We start from the raw sequence: 18,388 nt of genomic DNA on the forward strand, positions 1-18,388 counted from the left end.
GATGCGCAACAGACTGCCTTTTGACCAGATTGTTCGCGCGCAACGCAGTATCCTAGCACCTCCTCGCCCGCCGACGCTAAGATCACGCGGGCCGTACTACAGGTTTGAAAACGAATGAATGCTCTAGCCCGCCGTGCCGCTGGCCTGTTGCTCAGCACGCTTTGCCTACCCCTGGCCGCCTTGGCCGCCGACCCGCAACCGACCCACGAATTCACCCTCGACAACGGTCTGAAGGTCGTCGTGCGCGAGGATCACCGCGCCCCCGTGGTGGTCTCGCAGATCTGGTACAAGGTCGGCTCGAGCTACGAAACCCCGGGCCAGACCGGCCTGTCCCACGCCCTGGAACACATGATGTTCAAGGGCAGCTCCAAGGTCGGCCCGGGCGAAGCCTCGCTGATCCTGCGGGACCTCGGTGCCGAAGAAAACGCTTTCACCAGCGACGACTACACCGCCTATTACCAGGTCCTGGCCCGCGACCGCCTGGGCGTGGCCCTGGAGCTGGAAGCCGACCGCATGGCCAGCCTGCGCCTGCCGGCCGACGAGTTCAGCCGGGAAATCGAAGTCATCAAGGAAGAGCGCCGCCTGCGCACCGACGACAAGCCCATGGGCAAGGCCTTCGAGCGCTTCAAGGCGATGGCCTACCCGGCCAGCGGCTACCACACGCCGACCATCGGCTGGATGGCCGACCTCGACCGCATGAAGGTAGAAGAGCTGCGCCACTGGTACCAATCCTGGTATGTGCCGAACAACGCCACCCTGGTGGTGGTCGGCGACGTCACCCCGGATGAAGTCAAAACCCTGGCCCAACGCTATTTCGGCGCCATCCCTCGGCGTGACACACCGCCGGCGAAGATCCCGCGGGAACTCGACGAGCCCGGCGAACGCCTGATCACCCTGCATGTGAAGACCCAGTTGCCGAGCCTGATGCTCGCCTTCAACGTGCCGAGCTTCGCCACCGCCGAAGACAAGCGTTCGGTCACCGCCCTGCGCCTGATCGCCGCCCTGCTCGACGGCGGCTACAGTGCGCGCCTGCCGTCGCAACTGGAGCGTGGCGAAGAGCTGATCTCCGGCGGCTCGTCGAGCTACGACGCCTACACCCGTGGCGACACCCTGTTCCTGCTTTCGGCCACCCCCAACAGCCAGAAGAAAAAAACCCTGGCCGACACCGAGGCCGGCCTCTGGCGCCTGCTCGACCAACTGAAAACCCAGGCACCGAGCGCCGAAGAGCTGGAACGCGTACGTGCCCAGGTGATCGCCGGCCTGGTCTACGAACGTGACTCCATCACCAGCCAGGCCAGCGCCATCGGCATCCTGGAAACCGTCGGCCTGTCCTGGAAAATGATGGACACCGAACTGGCCGACCTGCAAAGCGTCACGCCGCAGGATCTGCAGAAAGCCGCCCGTACCTATTTCACCCGCGAGCGCCTCAGCGTCGCCCATGTATTGCCCGAGGAGAGCGCCCAATGAGTCAGTCCAAGGGGCCACGTTTCGCCCTGCTCGCCCTGACCCTCGCCGTCGCGGCGGGCGGTATCGGCTTTTATCTGTTCGATGCGCGTAATACCCAGGCCAGCCAGGCCCTGGACGCTGCCAAGTCCGGCCACAAGCTGCAATCGCTGGCGGAGCTGGACGGCAAGGCGCCGGCGCACCGCAGCCTGAACGTACAGACCTGGAAAACCGCCGAAGGCGCCAAGGTGCTGTTCGTCGAAGCCCATGAACTGCCGATGTTCAACCTGAACCTGACCTTCGCCGCCGGCAGCAGCCAGGACGGCAACGCCTCGGGCCTCGCCGCGCTGACCAACGCCATGCTCAACGAAGGCGTGGCCGGCAAGAACGTCGGTGCCATCGCCCAGGGTTTCGAAGGCCTCGGGGCCGACTTCGGCAACGGTTCCTACAAGGACATGGCGATTGCTTCGCTACGCAGCCTCAGCGCCCCGGACAAACGCGAGCCGGCACTGAAGCTGTTCGCCGAGGTGGTGGGCAAGCCGACCTTCCCCGCCGACTCCCTGGCGCGGATCAAGAACCAGCTGCTGGCCGGCTTCGAATACCAGAAGCAGAATCCCGGCAAGCTGGCGAGCCTGGACTTGTCCAAGCGCCTGTATGGCGATCATCCCTACGCGCATCCCAGCGAAGGCACGGCACAGAGCATCCCGCCGATCACCCTGGAACAGTTGCGCGCCTTCCACGCCAAGGCCTACGCGGCCGGCAACGTGGTGATCGCGCTGGTCGGTGATCTGTCTCGCAGCGAAGCCGAACGCATCGCCAGCCAGGTCTCCGCCGCCCTGCCCAAGGGCCCGGCCTTGCCGAAGATCGCCCAGCCGGCCGAACCGAAAGCCGGCGTCGGGCATATCGAGTTCCCGTCCAAGCAGACCACCATCCTGATGGCCCAACAGGGCATCGACCGCACCGACCCGGACTACGCGGCCCTGTCCCTGGGCAACCAGATCCTCGGCGGCGGCGGTTTCGGCACCCGTCTGATGAGCGAAGTGCGGGAAAAACGCGGCCTGACCTATGGTGTCTATTCGGGCTTCTCGCCGATGCAGGCCCGCGGCCCGTTCCAGATCAACCTGCAGACCCGCGCCGAAATGAGCGAAGGCACGCTCAAGCTGGTGGACGACGTGATCGCCGACTACCTGAAAAACGGCCCGACCCAGAAGGAAGTCGACGACGCCAAGCGCGAAATGGCCGGCAGCTTCCCGCTTTCCAATGCGAGCAACAGCAGCATCGTCGGCCAACTGGGCCTGATGGGTTTCTATGACCTGCCGCTCGACTACCTGGAAAACTTCGTGCAACAGACCCAGGCGCTGACCGTCGAGCAGATCAAGTCCGCCATGAACAAACACCTGAGTGTCGACAAGATGATCGTCGTCACCGCAGGGCCCACGGTGCCGCAAAAGCCCCTGCCGCCACCGACTGACAAACCCGCCGAGCAGCCGCTCGGGGTTCCGGAGCATTAATGGCCAGCCCATCGCGTCCCAGCAAGAAACCCGCTCACCCCCATAACGGTGTGAATCAACTGCGTATCATCGGTGGCGAATGGCGCAGCCGACGCCTGAGCTTCCCGGATGTCCCGGGACTGCGGCCGACCTCGGACCGGGTGCGCGAAACCCTGTTCAACTGGCTGGCGCCCTATGTCGCCGGGGCCAAGGTGCTCGACCCGTTCGCCGGTAGCGGCGCCCTGTTCCTCGAGGCCCTGTCCCGTGGCGCGGCCATGGGCCAGGCACTGGACGCCAGCAACCTGGCGGTGGCCAACCTGCGCGAACACCTGGGCACCCTGCGTTGCAGCGTCGGCCAGGTGCAGACCGCCGACGCCATGCGCTACCTGGAAACCCAGGCGGCCACGCCGTTCGACCTGGTGTTCCTCGACCCGCCGTTCAACCAGAACCTGCTGCCCGGCATCTGCGCCCTCCTGGAAGAACGCCAGTGGCTGGCCGACGACGCGTGGGTCTACACCGAAAGCGAAAACGCCCCCTCGGGCCTCGGCCTGCCGGGCAACTGGCGCCTGCACCGCGAGCAGAAGTCCGGGCGTGTCCACTACGCGCTGTGGCACCGCAGCGTAGCCAGCCAATAACCTGAGCGGCGGTTCGAGCCAAGCCTCGGGCCGCCGTCACTATCCCGCTACCGCCAGCCCCTCCGTCATCCGGATCAAGGTGTTCCTTTGCAACTCAAAAGGCCCCTGAAGGATGAAATGCCCCTACCCACGATGTGCACTCGGCCTGCTTTTCCTGCCGGTCATCGCCCTCGCCACCCCCTTGCCCAGCACCCACGAGCTGATGCTCGACAACGGTTTGAAAGTCATCGTGCGCGAAGATCATCGAGCCCCCGTCGTGGCGGCCCAGCTCTGGTACAAAGTCGGCTCCAGTCACGAACCGCCTGGCGAATCCGGGCTTTCCCATGCCCTGGAACACCTGTTGTTCCAGGGCAGCAGCAAAGTCTGCCCCGGCCAGGCGTTCGAGGTCATGGAACGCCTGGGCGCGCGGATCAACGCCTTCACCAACCATGACAGCACCACCTACGAATACCTGATGCCACGCCATGCCCTGGGCGTCGCACTGGAAATCATGGCCGACCAGATGAGCACCGCCCGACTTTCGCCAGCCGCCTTCCGGCGTGAAATCGAGGTGATCAAAAACGAGCGGCTGCAGAACGTCGATGACACCCCAGGGACACTGCTCGACGAGAAGATGCGCAGCATCGCCTTTACCACCAGCGGCTATCGCACCTCGACCATCGGCTGGCAACACGACCTGCAACGCATGAACGTCCAACAACTGCAACGCTGGTACGCCACCTGGTACGCGCCGAACAACGCCACCCTGGTGGTGGTCGGCGATATCACCCCCGGGGAGGTCGAAACCCTGGCCCGGCGCTACTTCGCCGACCTGCCCGGCCGAACGCTGCCAGAGACCAAGCCCCCGCTGGAGCTGAACGAGCCGGGCGAGCGACGGATCATGGTCCAGACCCGTAATGAGTTTCCCAGTCTGATCATGGCGTTCAACGTGCCCAGCCTGGTCACCGCCGCCGATCCGCATACCGCGCACACCTTGCACCTGCTCAACGAACTGCTCGGCGTCGGCTCCGGCTCGCGGATGTTCAGGGAGTTGAAGTTCCATGAAGAGTTGGTCACCCGGGCTCACTCGCGCTATGAGGCATTCAACCGGGGAGACGCCTTGTTGAAGATTGTCGTTGATCTGGACACCCAGAAAAATCCCAGCCTGGACGACCTTCAGGCACGCCTGTGGCAACTGCTCGACGAGCTCAAACAGTCGCCTGTCAGCGCGCAGGAGCTTGAGCGCGCGCGCACCCGGATGATGGCGCGACGCGTCTTTGCCCTCGACTCCCTGGAAAACCAGGCGCAGACACTCGGCGGCCTGGAAAGCGCCGGCCTGTCGTGGGCCCTGGAAGAACAGGAAGAAGCACATCTGAAGGCTGTCACGCCCCTGGACATTCAACACGCCGCGCAAACCTACTTCACCCGCGAGCGGCTCAGCGTAGCCCTGGCCAGCCCCGGGCAAACCCACCATGAATAGGGCCAACCCGGTGTTATCGAGCCTCCTGCCGGCACTGCTCGCCAGCCTTGCCATTCCTGCTGCCGGCGGCGACCTGTCGAGCGTCAATCCCCTGCAATCGTTGAACGAGGTCCAGCACCTGGCACCCACACCCACGACCCGGGTTGTCCGCGGCTGGAAAACGCTCAACGGGACCAAGGTGCTCTTTGTTGAAACCCATGGCCTGCCGTTGCTCGATGTGGCCGTGAGCTTTGCCGCGGGCAGCCGTTACGACGGCGAGCAACCCGGCCTGGCGGCCATGGCCCTGAGCCTGCTCAACGAAGGGTCGGAGGGCAAGGATGTCGACACGATCCTGACCGCATTCGACAGCCTGGGGGTGAAGATCGGCAATGGCATCGACCGTGACCATGGTTTTTTCACCCTGCGCAGCCTCAGCGACGAAGGCGTCCGGACACCGGCCCTGCAGTTGTTGAGCGAGGTGTTGAGCAAGCCCAGCTTCACCAGCGATGCCATCCGCCGGGTCAAGAGCGAGATCATCGACCGGCAAATGCGCGAGGATGCAGCCATCGACACCTGGGTCAGTCATCGCCTTGCACCGCCGCTCTACCCACGGCACCCGTATGCCCAGCCCCTCTATGGCACCCGGGAAAGTATCGGGGAAATCACTGCCGAGCAGCTGCGCGGCTTTCACCGCAAGGCTTACAGCGCGGGCAACGCCATTATCCTGCTGGTCGGTGATCTCTCGCTGGAGCAGGCGCAGAGCATCAGCGTGAAGATCTCCGACGCCTTGCCCAAAGGTCCGGCATTGCCACCCACCGCCAGCGCCCGACGTGAAGACAGCGTCGTCGGCACCTTCCATATCGAACGGCCGACCACCCTGATTCATCTGGATTTCGCCCAGATCGCCCCGCCTCGGAATCATCCCGATTACGTCGCTCTCTACGTGGCCAGCCTGATTTTTGGCGGAGGCTTCGACAGCCGCCTGATGAAAGTCCTGCGCGAGCAGCATGGCGTCACCTATTCGGCGCAGGCTCAACTCAAGAACTGGCAAGCCCGCGGCCCGTTCCACATCAACCTCTCGACGCCTCCCGAATACCGCGAAGCCGTGATCCGGCGGGTCAAGGGGATGTTCGAACAGCTCCTGAAAGACGGCCCGACCGAGCAGGAACTGCAGAACATCAAACTGAGCCTGCGCGGTGATATGGCGCTCAATGGCGCCAGCAATGCGGATATCCTCCAGGCGCTGTTGGTGATCGCCCGTCACGACCTGCCACTGAGCCTGACGGACTATGCCGAACAGGCGCAGCAACTGACCCGCGAAATGATCAAGGCTGCCTTGAACGCACATTTCAACGCCGACAGTTGGGTGGTGACCAGTACCGGCCCGAGCGCCCCCCAGCAAGCCTTGCCCGATCTCCAGGTTCGGGGGCCCAGTTGCCAGCCTCGTGCCCTGCCGCCGGGATAAAAAGCTGCGGCAATGGACAGGACTGTGGCAACTTAGGTATATCGCACACATACGCGTGGCTGCCATGATCGCTTGTTCATGGCAGCACCAGCGCCGCCCATTTCCACTTCGAGACTCGCTGCGTTGCCGTCATTTTCCCAGCCCACTGACTTGCCGGGCTTCACCCCCGCTCCGGGCCTGGGCAACCCGCACCTGCAAACCTTGTGGGGACCGCTCTGGCGCAAGACCGTCCACCTCGACCGTCGGCGTGAACGCCTGTGGCTTGACGACGGCGACTTCCTCGACCTTGACTGGCACGGCCCGCATGCCGCCGAGACGCCGTTGGTGCTGATCCTCCACGGGCTGACCGGTTCGTCGAACTCGCCTTATGTCGCCGGCCTGCAACAGGCGCTGGGCAACCAGGGCTGGGCCAGCGTGGCGCTGAACTGGCGGGGCTGTTCGGGAGAACCCAATCTACTGGCGCGCAGCTATCACTCCGGGGCCAGCGAAGACCTGGCAGCCACGATCGCCCACCTCAAGGCCCAACGCCCGCTGGCGCCGCTCTATGCCGTCGGCTACTCCCTGGGTGGCAACGTGCTGCTCAAGCATCTGGGGGAAAGTGGCCAGGACAGTGGCCTGCAAGGCGCCGTGGCGGTGTCGGTGCCGTTTCGCCTGGACCAGTGCGCCGATCGCATCGGCCTGGGCCTTTCGCGGATCTACCAGGCGCATTTCATGCGCGAGATGGTGGCCTATATCAAGAACAAGCAGCGCCAGTTCCAGCATGACGGGCGGATCGAGGGCCTGACTACCCTGAGCGACCTGGGACCGCTGACGGGGATGCGTACCTTCTGGGATTTCGACGGACGGGTCACCGCGCCATTGCACGGTTTTGCCGATGCCCAGGATTATTATCGCCGCGCCTCCAGCCGCTATTTCCTTGGAGCGATTCGCACCCCGACGCTGATTATCCAGGCCAAGGACGATCCCTTCGTGTTTCCCCACAGCCTGCCGGAGCCTGATGAGTTGGCGCCGGGCACCCAATTCGAATTGCAGGCCAGGGGTGGGCATGTGGGGTTTGTCGACGGCTCGCTGGGCAAGCCGACTTACTATCTGGAGAGGCGCATTCCGCAATGGCTGGCCGATAGGCAATATTGAACGGAATGCGCGATGCCTTTCTATCGATCAGGCATATTCGTGGTAGCTGACAGCGCCAAGCGGCGTGGCGATATCATTCACTAGTGGCACCAGCACTTGCCCATCCGAATAGCCATCTGGCTGATCCTCGACCCAGGCAAAAACTTCGGCTTCGAGTTCCGCATCCACCAGCCAGTCTTCCAGCCTTTCAATCTCACGGTCTTGCAAGGACGCTTTTTTGTCCAGCAGCACACTACGGCCCAGCGCGAGCATCTTGTGATGGGTATTGTTCGCCAGGGTTTCAAAGTGTTTGGCGAGAGGTTCCATCTGCCCGCTGTATCGTGGCTCGGCAGGAGTTCGCGCCCCTGCCGATTCGCCCAGTTCCTCTACCGACCTCGGATCGAGTTGATTATTCAACACGGCCTGTCCCATAAAAATCTCCTGTATCCGTTCTATCAAAGAGGTTTCTACAGCGTGCATCGCTCCACGCTCATGGGGATTAAGCCGGTTACGGAGTCCGGCCTGTAGGTAGATAAATCTCGGCCGCCGGGATAATCAGTCGCCCGTCGCCACCGCTCGCTGCGGATCGGTAATCCACTCGCTCCACGAACCGGCATACAAGGTTCCCAACGGATAACCCGCCAGGCACAGGGCAAACAGGTTATGACACGCCGTCACCCCGGAGCCGCAATACGCCACCAGTTCCCGTGGCGAGCGATCCCCCAGCTTGGCGGCGAAACGCTGCTTGAGCTGTTCCGCAGGCAGAAAACGCCCATCCGCGTCCAGGTTCTCGTTGAACGCCGCACACTGTGCGCCGGGAATATGTCCGGCCACCGGATCGATCGGCTCCACTTCACCACGGAAACGCGGCAGGGCACGGGCGTCCAGCAGGGTCATCGACGGCTGCCCGAGGCGCTGCTGCAAGTCTTCGACGCTGATCTGCAGCGCCACGTCCGACGTCCCCTCGAAGGTTCCACGGCCGACGGTCGGAGGGTTCAGACTCAGCGGCTGTCCGGCGGCATGCCAGGCTTTCAACCCGCCATCGAGCAGGAACACGCCGTCGCGCTTGCCCAGCCAGGCCAGCAGCCACCAGGCACGGGCGGCGTACATGCCCGGGCCGTCGTCATAGAGCACGACCTCGCTGTCGGCACTGATGCCCCAGGCCCGCAGGCGCTCGACCAGGGCCGCCGGGTCAGGGAGCGGATGACGCCCGGTCAGCCCCTTGATCACCGGGCCACTCAGGTCCCGCTCCAGATCGGCGTGGTGTGCGCCTTCGATATGCCCCTGGGCATAACTGCGCTGCCCGTAATCCGGGTCTTCAAGGGCAAAACGGCAATCCAGGATCACCAACCCGGGCCGGGCCTGGCGTTCGGCCAGTTGCCGGGGGCTGATCAGTTGCGCAAGGGACATGGCGAACGCCTCCTAAGTGAAGTGAATACAAAACAATTGTAGGAGCGAGCTTGCTCGCGATGGTGGTCCAGGCGCCGCGGGGGGCCAGGACGCCCGCGTCATCGTTGACGTCCATCGCGAGCAAGCTTGCTCCTACAACACCATAACCTAGCTTCCCTCATCCAGGGCCTGGGCCAACGGCACATAAAACTCACTGAGCAACTTGTCCACCGCCGCCCGCGACTGCACGGTGACAAAACCCGACTCCAGCACCAGCACCTGATAGACCCCACGCTTGATCGATTCTTCGCTCAGGTGATGGGCATTCTCGCGGGTAGTGCTCAGGAAACGCACCCAGGAGGTCAGGATAATCCAGGCATTGAGGGTCAGGGCCTCGATCTGCACGGCATCCATCCCCAGGATCCCGGCCGCGACAAAACCCGCGTAGATCGCCTGGCCCTGGATCAGGCAGCGCTGGGAAAACCGTCGGTAACGGGCGGCCAGTTCGGCATCGCTTTCCAGCAGATGTTCGAGGTCGCGGTGCAGGAAGCGATAACGCCACATCGCCGCGAGCAAGGCCTTGAGGTAGAAACGCTTGTCGTCGATGGTCGCGGCGCGCCCCTGGGGCGGGCGCAGAAAGCTGTCGACCAGGGCTTCGTACTCGGCAAACAGCACGGCGATGATCGCCTGCTTGTTGGGGAAATGGTAGTAGAGGTTGCCCGGCGAAATGTCCATGTGCGCCGCGATATGGTTGGTGCTGACACTGCGCTCGCCCTGCAGATTGAACAGATCCAGGCTGTTCTGGACGATGCGCTCGCTGGTTTTTATTCGAGGGGCCATGACTTCAGCTTTACTTCCAGAAGACGGTATCGGCCATCTTACGGCCTATCCGGCCGCGGATAAATCGCCATGATTCTCAGCCGCTATCAGAACGCACAGGCACTCCCTGTTGACTTTCTGGAGCATTAGCTCTAAACATTCGTTTAAAAATAAAATCACACACTGGAGCGCGCCATGTCTGCCGAAATAGCCTATCTGCAGGAGTCTCAGCAGCAACTGGACCAACTCCAGCGCCAGTTTCAAGCGCAGCGCCAGGCTTACGCCGCGCACCCCATGCCTCCCGCCGAGCAACGCCGGCAATGGCTCGACAGCCTGCGCCAACTGCTCAGTGACGAACGCCAGGCGCTGATCGACGCCATCAGCCAGGACTTCGGCAACCGCAGCGCCGATGAAACCCTGCTCGGCGAACTCATGCCCAGCCTGCACGGCATCCAGCATGCTCGCCGCCACCTCAAGGGCTGGATGAAAGCGTCACGCCGTCGGGTCGGCCTGGCTTTCCAGCCGGCCTCGGCCAAGGTCGTCTACCAGCCACTGGGGGTGATCGGCGTGATCGTGCCCTGGAACTACCCGCTGTTCCTCAGCATCGGCCCACTGGTGGGCGCGTTGGCGGCGGGTAACCGGGTGATGCTCAAGCTCAGCGAGTCGACCCCGGCCACCGGCCTGTTGCTCAAGGAACTGCTGGGCCGGGTATTCCCGGAAGACCAGGTGTGCGTGGTACTCGGCGAAGCCGAGATCGGCATGGCCTTTTCCAAGCTGCCGTTCGATCACCTGCTGTTCACCGGTGCCACCAGCATCGGCCGACACGTGATGCGCGCGGCGGCGGAAAACCTGACCCCGGTGACCCTGGAACTGGGCGGCAAGTCGCCGGCCATCGTCTCCCAGGACGTGCCCCTCAAGGACGCCGCCGAACGCATCGCCTTCGGCAAGACCCTCAACGCCGGCCAGACCTGCGTGGCGCCGGACTACGTGCTGGTGCCGGAAGATCGGGTCGGGGCCTTCGTCGAAGCCTACCGACAGGCAGTGCGCGGCTTTTATCCGACCCTGGTCGACAACCCGGACTACACCAGCATCATCAACGACCGCCAACTGACACGGCTCAACGGTTATCTGAGCGATGCCACCAGCAAGGGCGCACTGCTGATTCCGCTGTTCGACCAGGGCCAGGGTCGGCGCATGGGCCACAGCCTGCTGCTGAACGTCAGCGATGAGATGACCCTGATGCAGGACGAGATCTTCGGCCCGTTGCTGCCCATCGTGCCGTACAAGGGCCTGGATGAGGCCTTTGCCTACATCAACAACCGGCCCCGCCCCCTGGCGCTCTACTACTTCGGCTACAACAAGGCCGAACAGCAACGGGTGCTCGATGAAACCCATTCCGGCGGCGTCTGCCTGAACGACACCCTGCTCCATGTGCCCCAGGAAGACCTGCCCTTCGGCGGTATCGGCCCCTCGGGCATGGGCCATTACCATGGCCACGAAGGCTTCCTGACCTTCAGCAAGGCCAAGGGCGTGCTGACCAAGCAGCGCTTCAACGCGGCACGGCTGATCTACCCGCCCTACGGCAAATCGATCCAGAAACTGATCCAGAAACTCTTCGTTCGTTGATGTTCCACTGCCCAGGTGAATAACAAGAATGCCAAGCCTGTCTGAATCTCCCGTACTGAGCCGTCGCGGCGTGCTGAAAATCGGCCTCTGCGCCGGCGCCTTCCTCAGCAGCGCCGGGCTGGTCGCCAGCCTCAGCGGCTGCTCGGCCGGCCATCCGGCCAGCGGTTTTACCGTGTTGCAGGCCAATGACCTGCCGTTTTTGCAGGCGCTGATCCCGGTGATGCTCGAAGGCGCTGTCGCCGCCGAGAAAATGCCCGCCGCCATCGACCAGACCCTGGCGAGCCTGGACTACAGCCTCGACCACCTGTCGCCGGAAATGCTCAAGCTGACCCGGCAACTGTTCGACGTCCTCGGCATGGGCATCACCCGTGGGCCGCTGACCGGCATCTGGGGCAGTTGGGAAAATGCCAGTGACGCGCAGATCCACAACTTTCTCGAGCGCTGGGAAAACAGCTACCTGAGCCTGCTGCGCATGGGCCACGCGTCACTGCTGCAACTGGTGATGATGGCCTGGTACAACCGCGCCGAAGCCTGGGCGCACTGCGGTTATCCAGGCCCGCCGAAGATCTGATGCAGCACCTGAAATACGCCTTTGGAAACACAACAGAACCCGTAGGAGCAGGGCTGTCATCAAGGCCGGGGCAATCAGCGTCTCGGACAAACCCCAAGAACAACAATAAAAGAGGCTGCACATGCCCGTACCCGATCTGTTTCGCGAAGGCCTGGCCCGAGGCTGGAAAACCTACAACGGCTCCCGCCTGGAGCAGAACCTGACGCTGGAGGCCGATGTCGCCATTATCGGCAGCGGCGCGGGCGGCGGCACCACCGCCGAAATCCTCAGCGCCGCCGGCTACAAGGTCCTGCTGATCGAAGAAGGCCCGCTGAAAACCAGCAGCGACTTCAAGATGCTCGAAGACCAGGCCTACACCAGCCTCTACCAGGAAGGCATCGGCCGCATGAGCAAGGACGGCGCCATTACCATCCTCCAGGGCCGCGCCGTCGGCGGTACCACACTGATCAACTGGACCTCGAGCTTCCGCACGCCGGACCAGACCCTCGAACACTGGGCCAAAGAGCACAACGTCAAGGGCCATGGCAGCGCCGAGATGGCGCCCTGGTTCGAGAAAATGGAACAGCGCCTGGGTGTCGCCCCCTGGGTCATGCCGCCCAACGCCAACAACGACGTGATCCGCAACGGCTGCGAAGCCCTCGGCTACAGTTGGAAAGTCATCCCGCGCAACGTGCGCGGCTGCTGGAACCTGGGTTACTGCGGCATGGGCTGCCCGACCAACGCCAAGCAGTCGATGCTGGTCACCACCATCCCGGCAACCCTGGAGAAAGGCGGCGAGCTGCTCTATCTGGCCCGGGCCGAACGCTTGCAGATCGAAGGCGACCAGGTCACCGGCCTGCTCTGCGTGGCGATGGACGAACGTTGCGTGGCCCCCAATGGCCGGACAATCCAGGTCAAGGCCCGGCATTACGTGCTGGCGGGCGGCGGCATCAACAGCCCGGGACTGCTGTTGCGCTCCAAGGCACCGGATCCCAGCGGCCAACTGGGCAAACGGACCTTCCTGCACCTGGTGAATTTCTCCGCTGGGCAGTTTTCCGAAGTCATCAATCCGTTTTACGGCGCGCCCCAGTCGATCTATTCCGACCATTTCCAGTGGAATGCCGGCGTCACCGGGCCGATGTCCTACAAACTCGAAGTCCCGCCCCTGCAACCGGCCCTGGCCAGCACCCTGCTGGGCGGCTTCGGCCCGCAAAACGCCCTGCGCATGCAACAACTGCCGCACACCCACATGATGCTGGCGCTGATGCGCGACGGTTTCCACCCGGACAGTCCCGGCGGCAGCGTGGAACTGCGCGGCGACGGCACGCCGGTGCTCGACTATCAGGTATCGGCCTATGCCTGGGACGGCCTGCGCCGGGCGTACCACAGCATGGCCGAGATCCAGTTCGCGGCGGGCGCCAAGTCGGTATTGCCGCTGCACGCCGATGCCGACTACGTGAACACCCTGGCCAAGGCCCGGGAACTGATCGACGAACTGAGCCTGGAGCTGTACCGCACGCGCCTGGGCAGCGCCCACGTCATGGGCGGTTGCGCCATGGGCGAAGAGGCGAAAAGCGCGGTCACCGACAGCCTCGGCCGCCACCATCAGTTGCGCAATCTGTCGGTCCACGACGGCTCGCTGTTCCCCACCAGCATAGGCGCCAACCCACAGCTTTCGGTTTATGGCCTTACAGCCAAGCTGGCGACCGCCCTCGCGGAGCGCTTGAAAAACCCGTGAAAAAGAGGACTATTCGTCGCGTCTATAGTGCTTTCTTCCCGGTATCCTGACTTGGCCGACCGGAAAGGCTGCGATACCATCCGACTCCCCTAAACGGATACCCGCCAGGACGACGCGATGAACCGAGTGTTGTACCCAGGTACCTTCGACCCGATTACCAAGGGTCATGGCGACTTGGTCGAGCGCGCCGCGCGCCTGTTCGACCACGTGATCATCGCCGTGGCAGCCAGCCCGAAGAAGAACCCGCTGTTCCCCCTGGAGCAACGTGTGGAGTTGGCCCGCGAGGTCACCCAGCACCTGCCCAACGTGGAAGTGGTGGGGTTTTCCACCCTGCTGGCGCATTTTGCCAAGGAACAGAACGCCAATGTCTTCCTGCGTGGCCTGCGCGCCGTGTCGGACTTCGAATACGAGTTCCAGCTGGCAAACATGAACCGTCAGTTGGCTCCGGACGTCGAGAGTCTGTTCCTCACGCCGTCGGAGCGTTATTCATTCATTTCGTCGACCCTTGTCCGGGAAATCGCGGCCCTGGGCGGCGATATCACCAAGTTTGTCCACCCGGCGGTGGCCGACGCACTGACCCTGCGCTTCAAGAAATAACGCCCGGCGCAGGCTCTGTCGAGGCTGGCTATTGCGGCCGCCTCGACGGGCGCGCGTGCACTGCGCGCGCCAATGCGGCACAATTGGCGCATTAGTTTTCATGTTGCCCGGGCCTGCCGCCCGGGCCGGAGTGCCCATGTCCCTGATCATCACCGACGATTGCATCAACTGCGACGTCTGCGAACCCGAGTGCCCGAACGCCGCTATTTCCCAAGGCGAAGAGATCTACGTGATCGACCCGAACCTGTGTACCCAGTGTGTCGGCCATTACGACGAGCCGCAATGCCAGCAGGTCTGCCCGGTGGACTGCATCCCACTGGATGAAGCCCATCCGGAAACCGAAGATGAGTTGATGATCAAATACCGGAAGATCACCGGTAAGGCTTGAGCATTGTAGCGAATCCAAGGCCCTTTTCGCGGGCAAGCTCCGCTCCCACAGGTTTTGTGTCATACACAATATTTAGTCTTGGCTCAGATATTGTGGGAGCGGAGCTTGCCCGCGAAAGGGCCATCACTGACGCCGCAGCCAGCAAGGGCTGTACCGGGCGCTAGCAGATTACTGATCGCCGTCAAACCCTTCCGCCGTGCAACCCAGGCAACGGGCAAAGGCCGCTTTCCCGGGGGCGAGCACCAGTGACTTGCCGGCCTTGCCCATGCCGTCGACACCACCGAATGCGGTAAACGGCAACGACACCACAAACACCGCCGTACCCACCAGGGTCGCGCCCACCAGCAAGGGACGGGCGATGATCAGGTCGGCGATCATCGCGTAGGCCGGTGGGTTCTGGATCGAGTAGGTCGGGTCGCCGCTGCTGCCATCGTCCGCCAGCACCGGCAACGCCTGCAGACCAAAACTCAGGGCCACAACCAGGGCCAGGGTGCGAAACGGGTTCATGGCACTATCCTTCAACAAAGCAATGGATGGCAAAGTCTTAACTATAACAGCGTCCGCACGCTTGTCAGGTCAGCTCTGACAACGCGGGCAGTACACGCTGGCCCGCTGCCCCAGACGAATCTCACGCAAGACAGTGCCACAGACCTTGCAATGCTCGCCACCACGCCCGTAGACGAAGAGTTCCTGCTGGAAATAGCCGGGTTGGCCGTCGCCGCCGATAAAGTCGCGCAAGGTGGTGCCGCCCCGTTCGATGGCCGCTGCCAGGATGCGTTTGATCTCGATCGCCAGCGCCAGGTAGCGCCCCCGGGAAATACTCCCGGCCTCGCGGCGCGGGTCGATGCCGGCGGCGAACAGCGCCTCGGTCGCATAGATATTGCCGACCCCCACCACCACCGCGTTATCCATGATGAACGGCTTCACCGCCATGGAACGCTTGCGCGACAGCTGGAACAGCCGCTCGCCGTCGAACAGCTCGGTCAGCGGCTCCGGCCCCAGGCGCGCGAGCAATTCGTGATTGAGCGGGTCCAGGCTCCAGAGCATCGCACCGAAACGCCGTGGGTCGGTGTAGCGCAAGGCCAACCCGGATTCCAGCTCGATATCCACATGCTCGTGCTTGGCCGCCGGCAAGCCGGCTTCCACCAGGCGCAGGTTGCCCGACATGCCCAGGTGACTGATCAGGGTCCCGACCTCGGCATTGATCAACAGGTATTTGGCCCGCCGCTCCACCAGCACGATGCGCTGCCCGGACAGGCGCACATCGAGGTCTTCCGGGATCGGCCAGCGCAACCGACGGTCACGCACGATCACACGGCTGACCCGCTGGCCTTCCAGATGGGGCGCAATACCGCGCCGGGTGGTTTCGACTTCAGGTAATTCAGGCATGGCGGCCCCAGGTCAGGCAATAACGGGCTCGGCGACGACGCTCGGACGCTTAGTGAGTGCCGAGTTCGCGGATGTTCTCTCTGAGGTTTTCGAAGTCATAGTCGGACAGGCCGACATAATCGAGCACCAGATGGCCGATGGCCTTCCATTCGTGGTCTTCGGCTTCGTTGCCCAGCACCCGATGGGACGCACAGATATGTTCAGCCATTTTCAGGATGGCCAGCAGGTTCTTCAACTGGCTGTTGCGGGTCGATTCGTCGCTGAAGATCGCCAGGGCATTGTGGTGATTGGCGATGGCGTTGGTCACATGCTCCGGCAGGCGCCAGGATTTGGCCGTGTAGTAGCCGACCACCGCATGATTGGTGTTCAACTCGGCGTTTTCCGTGTCCACCACCCGCTGCTCCGGGCCAGCATTGGCGTAGGCCCGCTCCAGCACCGCCATATAGTTGGGGAAACGCTTGATCATCAGCGGAATGCCGCAATCGTGGAACAGCCCCAGGGCATAGGACTCATCGACCGCCTGGGCGCCGGTACGCTTGGCCAGGGTCAGGCTGGTCATGGCCACGTCCTGGGCGGTGTCCCAGAAACGATTGAGGGTGACGATGGTTTCATCGGCCATCTCACCCTTGATCGATTGCGCGTTGATCAGGTTGATGATCGAGCGGCTGCCCAGCAGATTCACCGCACGCTGGATCGAGGCGATCTTGTTCGAGAGGCCGTAATACGGCGAATTGACGATTTTCAGCAGCGCGCCGGAGAGGCCCGGGTCCTGGCTGATCAGCCGGGCGATCACCTCCAGATCCGGGTCAGGCATGTACTGCTCCATCTGCAAATCCACCATGATTTGCGGCTGGGGAGGCACGCTAATGCCTTGCAGGGCCTGCTGGATCTGTTCAGGTGAAAGTTCTTGGGACATGGGTACACACTCCGGGCGAGTGAGGGATTCTAGCGGAAAACCTGTACGCCATGGGCCAAGTGTACAATCGCTTACATGAAACATCGCACGCCGGGGACGCCCAACTCCCGCTATAATCCCGCTCTTTTTTCCCCGGAGCGACGTCATGTCCCTGCCTAGCCTACGCCTCAAAGCCAACGCCGACCGACGCCTGCGCAACGGTCACCTGTGGGTCTACAGCAACGAAATCGACGTGGCGGCCACTCCACTTCACGGCTTCAAGGCCGGCGACCAGGCCCTGCTCGAAGCTGCCGGCGGCAAGCCGCTGGGCATCGTCGCCATGAGTCCGAACAACCTGATCTGCGCGCGCCTGCTGTCGCGCGACATCAAGTTGCCGCTGGACAAGTCGCTGCTGGTGCACCGCCTCAACGTGGCCCTGTCCCTGCGCGAGCGGCTGTTCGACAAGCCGTTCTATCGCCTGGTCTACGGCGATTCCGATCTGCTGCCGGGGCTGGTGGTGGATCGTTTCGGCGATATCCTGGTGGTCCAGCTCGCCTCGGCGGCCATGGAACAGCACAAGGATGAGGTGATCGCGGCGCTGGTCCAGGTCCTGAAACCGAGCGGCATCCTGTTCAAGAACGACTCCGCGGCCCGCGATGCCGAAGGCCTGGAGCGTTATGTCGAGACCGTGTTCGGCCTGGTGCCGGAGTGGGTCGCCCTGGAAGAGAACGGCGTGAAGTTCGAAGCGCCGGTGATGGAAGGCCAGAAGACCGGCTGGTTCTACGACCACCGCATGAACCGTGCGCGCCTGGCGCCCTATGCCAAGGGCAAGCGGGTGCTGGACCTGTTCAGCTATATCGGCGGCTGGGGCGTGCAGGCAGCGGCGTTCGGTGCCAGCGAAGTGTTCTGCGTCGATGCCTCGTCCTTTGCCCTGGACGGCGTGGAACGTAACGCGGCGTTGAACGGTTTTACCGAGAAGATGACCTGTATCGAAGGTGACGTGTTCGAAGCCCTCAAGGAACTGAAGGCCTCCGAAGAGCGTTTCGACGTGATCGTGGCCGACCCGCCCGCCTTCATAAAACGCAAGAAAGACCTGAAGAACGGCGAAGGCGCCTACCGCCGCCTGAACGAGCAGGCCATGCGCCTGCTGAGCAAGGACGGCATCCTGATCAGCGCCTCGTGCTCGATGCATCTGCCGGAAGATGACCTGCAGAACATCCTGCTGACCAGCGCCCGTCACCTGGACCGCAATATCCAGCTGCTGGAACGCGGCGGCCAGGGCCCGGACCATCCGGTACACCCGGCGATTCCGGAAACCCGTTATATCAAGAGCATTACTTGCCGGTTGTTGCCTAACAGCTAAGTGATAACCCGCACCGCCTTGGCTCAAGGCGGTGCGGGCGTCCTGACTGA

The 18,388-nt window shown here is 63.1% G+C and carries 18 protein-coding genes; 12 read left to right on the forward strand and 6 right to left on the reverse strand.

The genetic code is table 11. The features are described from left to right. The first annotated feature begins 114 nt into the window (after nt 1-114). The 6 genes from M5C71_RS31045 to M5C71_RS31070 all read left to right on the forward strand — a co-directional run bounded on the left by M5C71_RS31045 (nt 115) and on the right by M5C71_RS31070 (nt 7,605). A complete protein-coding gene (locus M5C71_RS31045) occupies nt 115-1,467 on the forward strand; it encodes a pitrilysin family protein (RefSeq protein ID WP_103494451.1) in 1,353 nt (450 codons plus the stop codon). Further along, nucleotides 1,464-2,954 (forward strand): pitrilysin family protein, encoded by a 1,491-nt coding sequence (locus tag M5C71_RS31050; protein ID WP_248769508.1) that lies wholly within the window; start codon nt 1,464-1,466, stop codon nt 2,952-2,954. The genes M5C71_RS31045 and M5C71_RS31050 overlap by 4 nt, the downstream gene beginning before the upstream one ends. After that, nucleotides 2,954-3,568 (forward strand): 16S rRNA (guanine(966)-N(2))-methyltransferase RsmD, encoded by a 615-nt coding sequence (rsmD, locus tag M5C71_RS31055; RefSeq protein ID WP_248769509.1) that lies wholly within the window; start codon nt 2,954-2,956, stop codon nt 3,566-3,568. The genes M5C71_RS31050 and rsmD overlap by 1 nt, the downstream gene beginning before the upstream one ends. 112 nt (nt 3,569-3,680) lie before the next feature. Next, the gene (locus M5C71_RS31060) at nt 3,681-5,027 is read left to right on the forward strand and encodes a pitrilysin family protein (protein ID WP_248769510.1); all 1,347 of its coding nucleotides are present in this window, start codon (nt 3,681-3,683) and stop codon (nt 5,025-5,027) included. After that, nucleotides 5,020-6,471 (forward strand): pitrilysin family protein, encoded by a 1,452-nt coding sequence (locus M5C71_RS31065; protein ID WP_248769511.1) that lies wholly within the window; start codon nt 5,020-5,022, stop codon nt 6,469-6,471. The genes M5C71_RS31060 and M5C71_RS31065 overlap by 8 nt, the downstream gene beginning before the upstream one ends. Before the next feature lie 78 nt (nt 6,472-6,549). Further along, nucleotides 6,550-7,605: a hydrolase gene (locus M5C71_RS31070; protein WP_103494456.1), complete on the forward strand. Its 1,056-nt coding sequence runs from the start codon at nt 6,550-6,552 to the stop codon at nt 7,603-7,605. 27 nt (nt 7,606-7,632) lie between these two features. Here M5C71_RS31070 and M5C71_RS31075 read toward each other — a convergent pair whose 3' ends face one another. From M5C71_RS31075 to M5C71_RS31085, 3 genes are all read right to left on the reverse strand, one after another. Then, nucleotides 7,633-8,064 (reverse strand): hypothetical protein, encoded by a 432-nt coding sequence (locus M5C71_RS31075; RefSeq protein ID WP_248769512.1) that lies wholly within the window; start codon nt 8,062-8,064, stop codon nt 7,633-7,635. A 75-nt stretch (nt 8,065-8,139) separates the two neighbouring features. Continuing rightward, nucleotides 8,140-8,994, reverse strand: coding sequence for a sulfurtransferase (locus tag M5C71_RS31080; protein ID WP_248769513.1), 855 nt, complete (start codon nt 8,992-8,994; stop codon nt 8,140-8,142). Nucleotides 8,995-9,141: 147 nt separating this feature from the next. Next, on the reverse strand, nt 9,142-9,813 hold the full coding sequence (locus M5C71_RS31085) for a TetR/AcrR family transcriptional regulator (protein ID WP_103494460.1): 672 nt from the start codon (nt 9,811-9,813) through the stop codon (nt 9,142-9,144). A gap of 174 nt (nt 9,814-9,987) precedes the next feature. Here M5C71_RS31085 and M5C71_RS31090 point away from each other — a divergent pair, with 174 nt between their 5' ends. From M5C71_RS31090 to M5C71_RS31110, 5 genes are all read left to right on the forward strand, one after another. Then, nucleotides 9,988-11,418: a coniferyl aldehyde dehydrogenase gene (locus M5C71_RS31090; RefSeq protein WP_248769514.1), complete on the forward strand. Its 1,431-nt coding sequence runs from the start codon at nt 9,988-9,990 to the stop codon at nt 11,416-11,418. A gap of 28 nt (nt 11,419-11,446) precedes the next feature. Further along, nucleotides 11,447-11,989 carry a twin-arginine translocation pathway signal protein gene (locus M5C71_RS31095; RefSeq protein WP_248769515.1) on the forward strand — a complete coding sequence of 181 codons (543 nt, stop codon included), beginning with the start codon at nt 11,447-11,449 and terminating at the stop codon, nt 11,987-11,989. Between the two features lie 121 nt (nt 11,990-12,110). After that, nucleotides 12,111-13,706, forward strand: coding sequence for a GMC family oxidoreductase (locus M5C71_RS31100; protein ID WP_248769516.1), 1,596 nt, complete (start codon nt 12,111-12,113; stop codon nt 13,704-13,706). Between the two features lie 117 nt (nt 13,707-13,823). Next, on the forward strand, nt 13,824-14,303 hold the full coding sequence (gene coaD / locus M5C71_RS31105; RefSeq protein WP_100944586.1) for a pantetheine-phosphate adenylyltransferase: 480 nt from the start codon (nt 13,824-13,826) through the stop codon (nt 14,301-14,303). Between the two features lie 136 nt (nt 14,304-14,439). Then, nucleotides 14,440-14,691, forward strand: a complete 252-nt coding sequence (locus M5C71_RS31110) for a YfhL family 4Fe-4S dicluster ferredoxin (protein WP_103494464.1) — start codon at nt 14,440-14,442, stop codon at nt 14,689-14,691. A 168-nt stretch (nt 14,692-14,859) separates the two neighbouring features. Here M5C71_RS31110 and M5C71_RS31115 read toward each other — a convergent pair whose 3' ends face one another. The 3 genes from M5C71_RS31115 to M5C71_RS31125 form a co-directional block, all read right to left on the reverse strand. Further along, on the reverse strand, nt 14,860-15,198 hold the full coding sequence (locus M5C71_RS31115) for a multidrug transporter (protein ID WP_103494465.1): 339 nt from the start codon (nt 15,196-15,198) through the stop codon (nt 14,860-14,862). 69 nt (nt 15,199-15,267) lie between these two features. Beyond that, entirely contained in the window at nt 15,268-16,080 is an 813-nt protein-coding gene (gene mutM / locus M5C71_RS31120; RefSeq protein WP_100944583.1) for a bifunctional DNA-formamidopyrimidine glycosylase/DNA-(apurinic or apyrimidinic site) lyase, read from the reverse strand. 49 nt (nt 16,081-16,129) lie between these two features. After that, nucleotides 16,130-16,942 (reverse strand): HDOD domain-containing protein, encoded by an 813-nt coding sequence (locus M5C71_RS31125; protein ID WP_247263401.1) that lies wholly within the window; start codon nt 16,940-16,942, stop codon nt 16,130-16,132. 199 nt (nt 16,943-17,141) lie between these two features. Between M5C71_RS31125 and M5C71_RS31130 the strand changes: the two genes are divergently transcribed. Then, on the forward strand, nt 17,142-18,338 hold the full coding sequence (locus M5C71_RS31130; protein ID WP_248769517.1) for a class I SAM-dependent rRNA methyltransferase: 1,197 nt from the start codon (nt 17,142-17,144) through the stop codon (nt 18,336-18,338). Nucleotides 18,339-18,388 lie beyond the last annotated feature (50 nt).

Source organism: Pseudomonas sp. MWU12-2345, from assembly GCF_023242385.1.
Lineage (GTDB): Bacteria > Pseudomonadota > Gammaproteobacteria > Pseudomonadales > Pseudomonadaceae > Aquipseudomonas > Aquipseudomonas gingeri_D.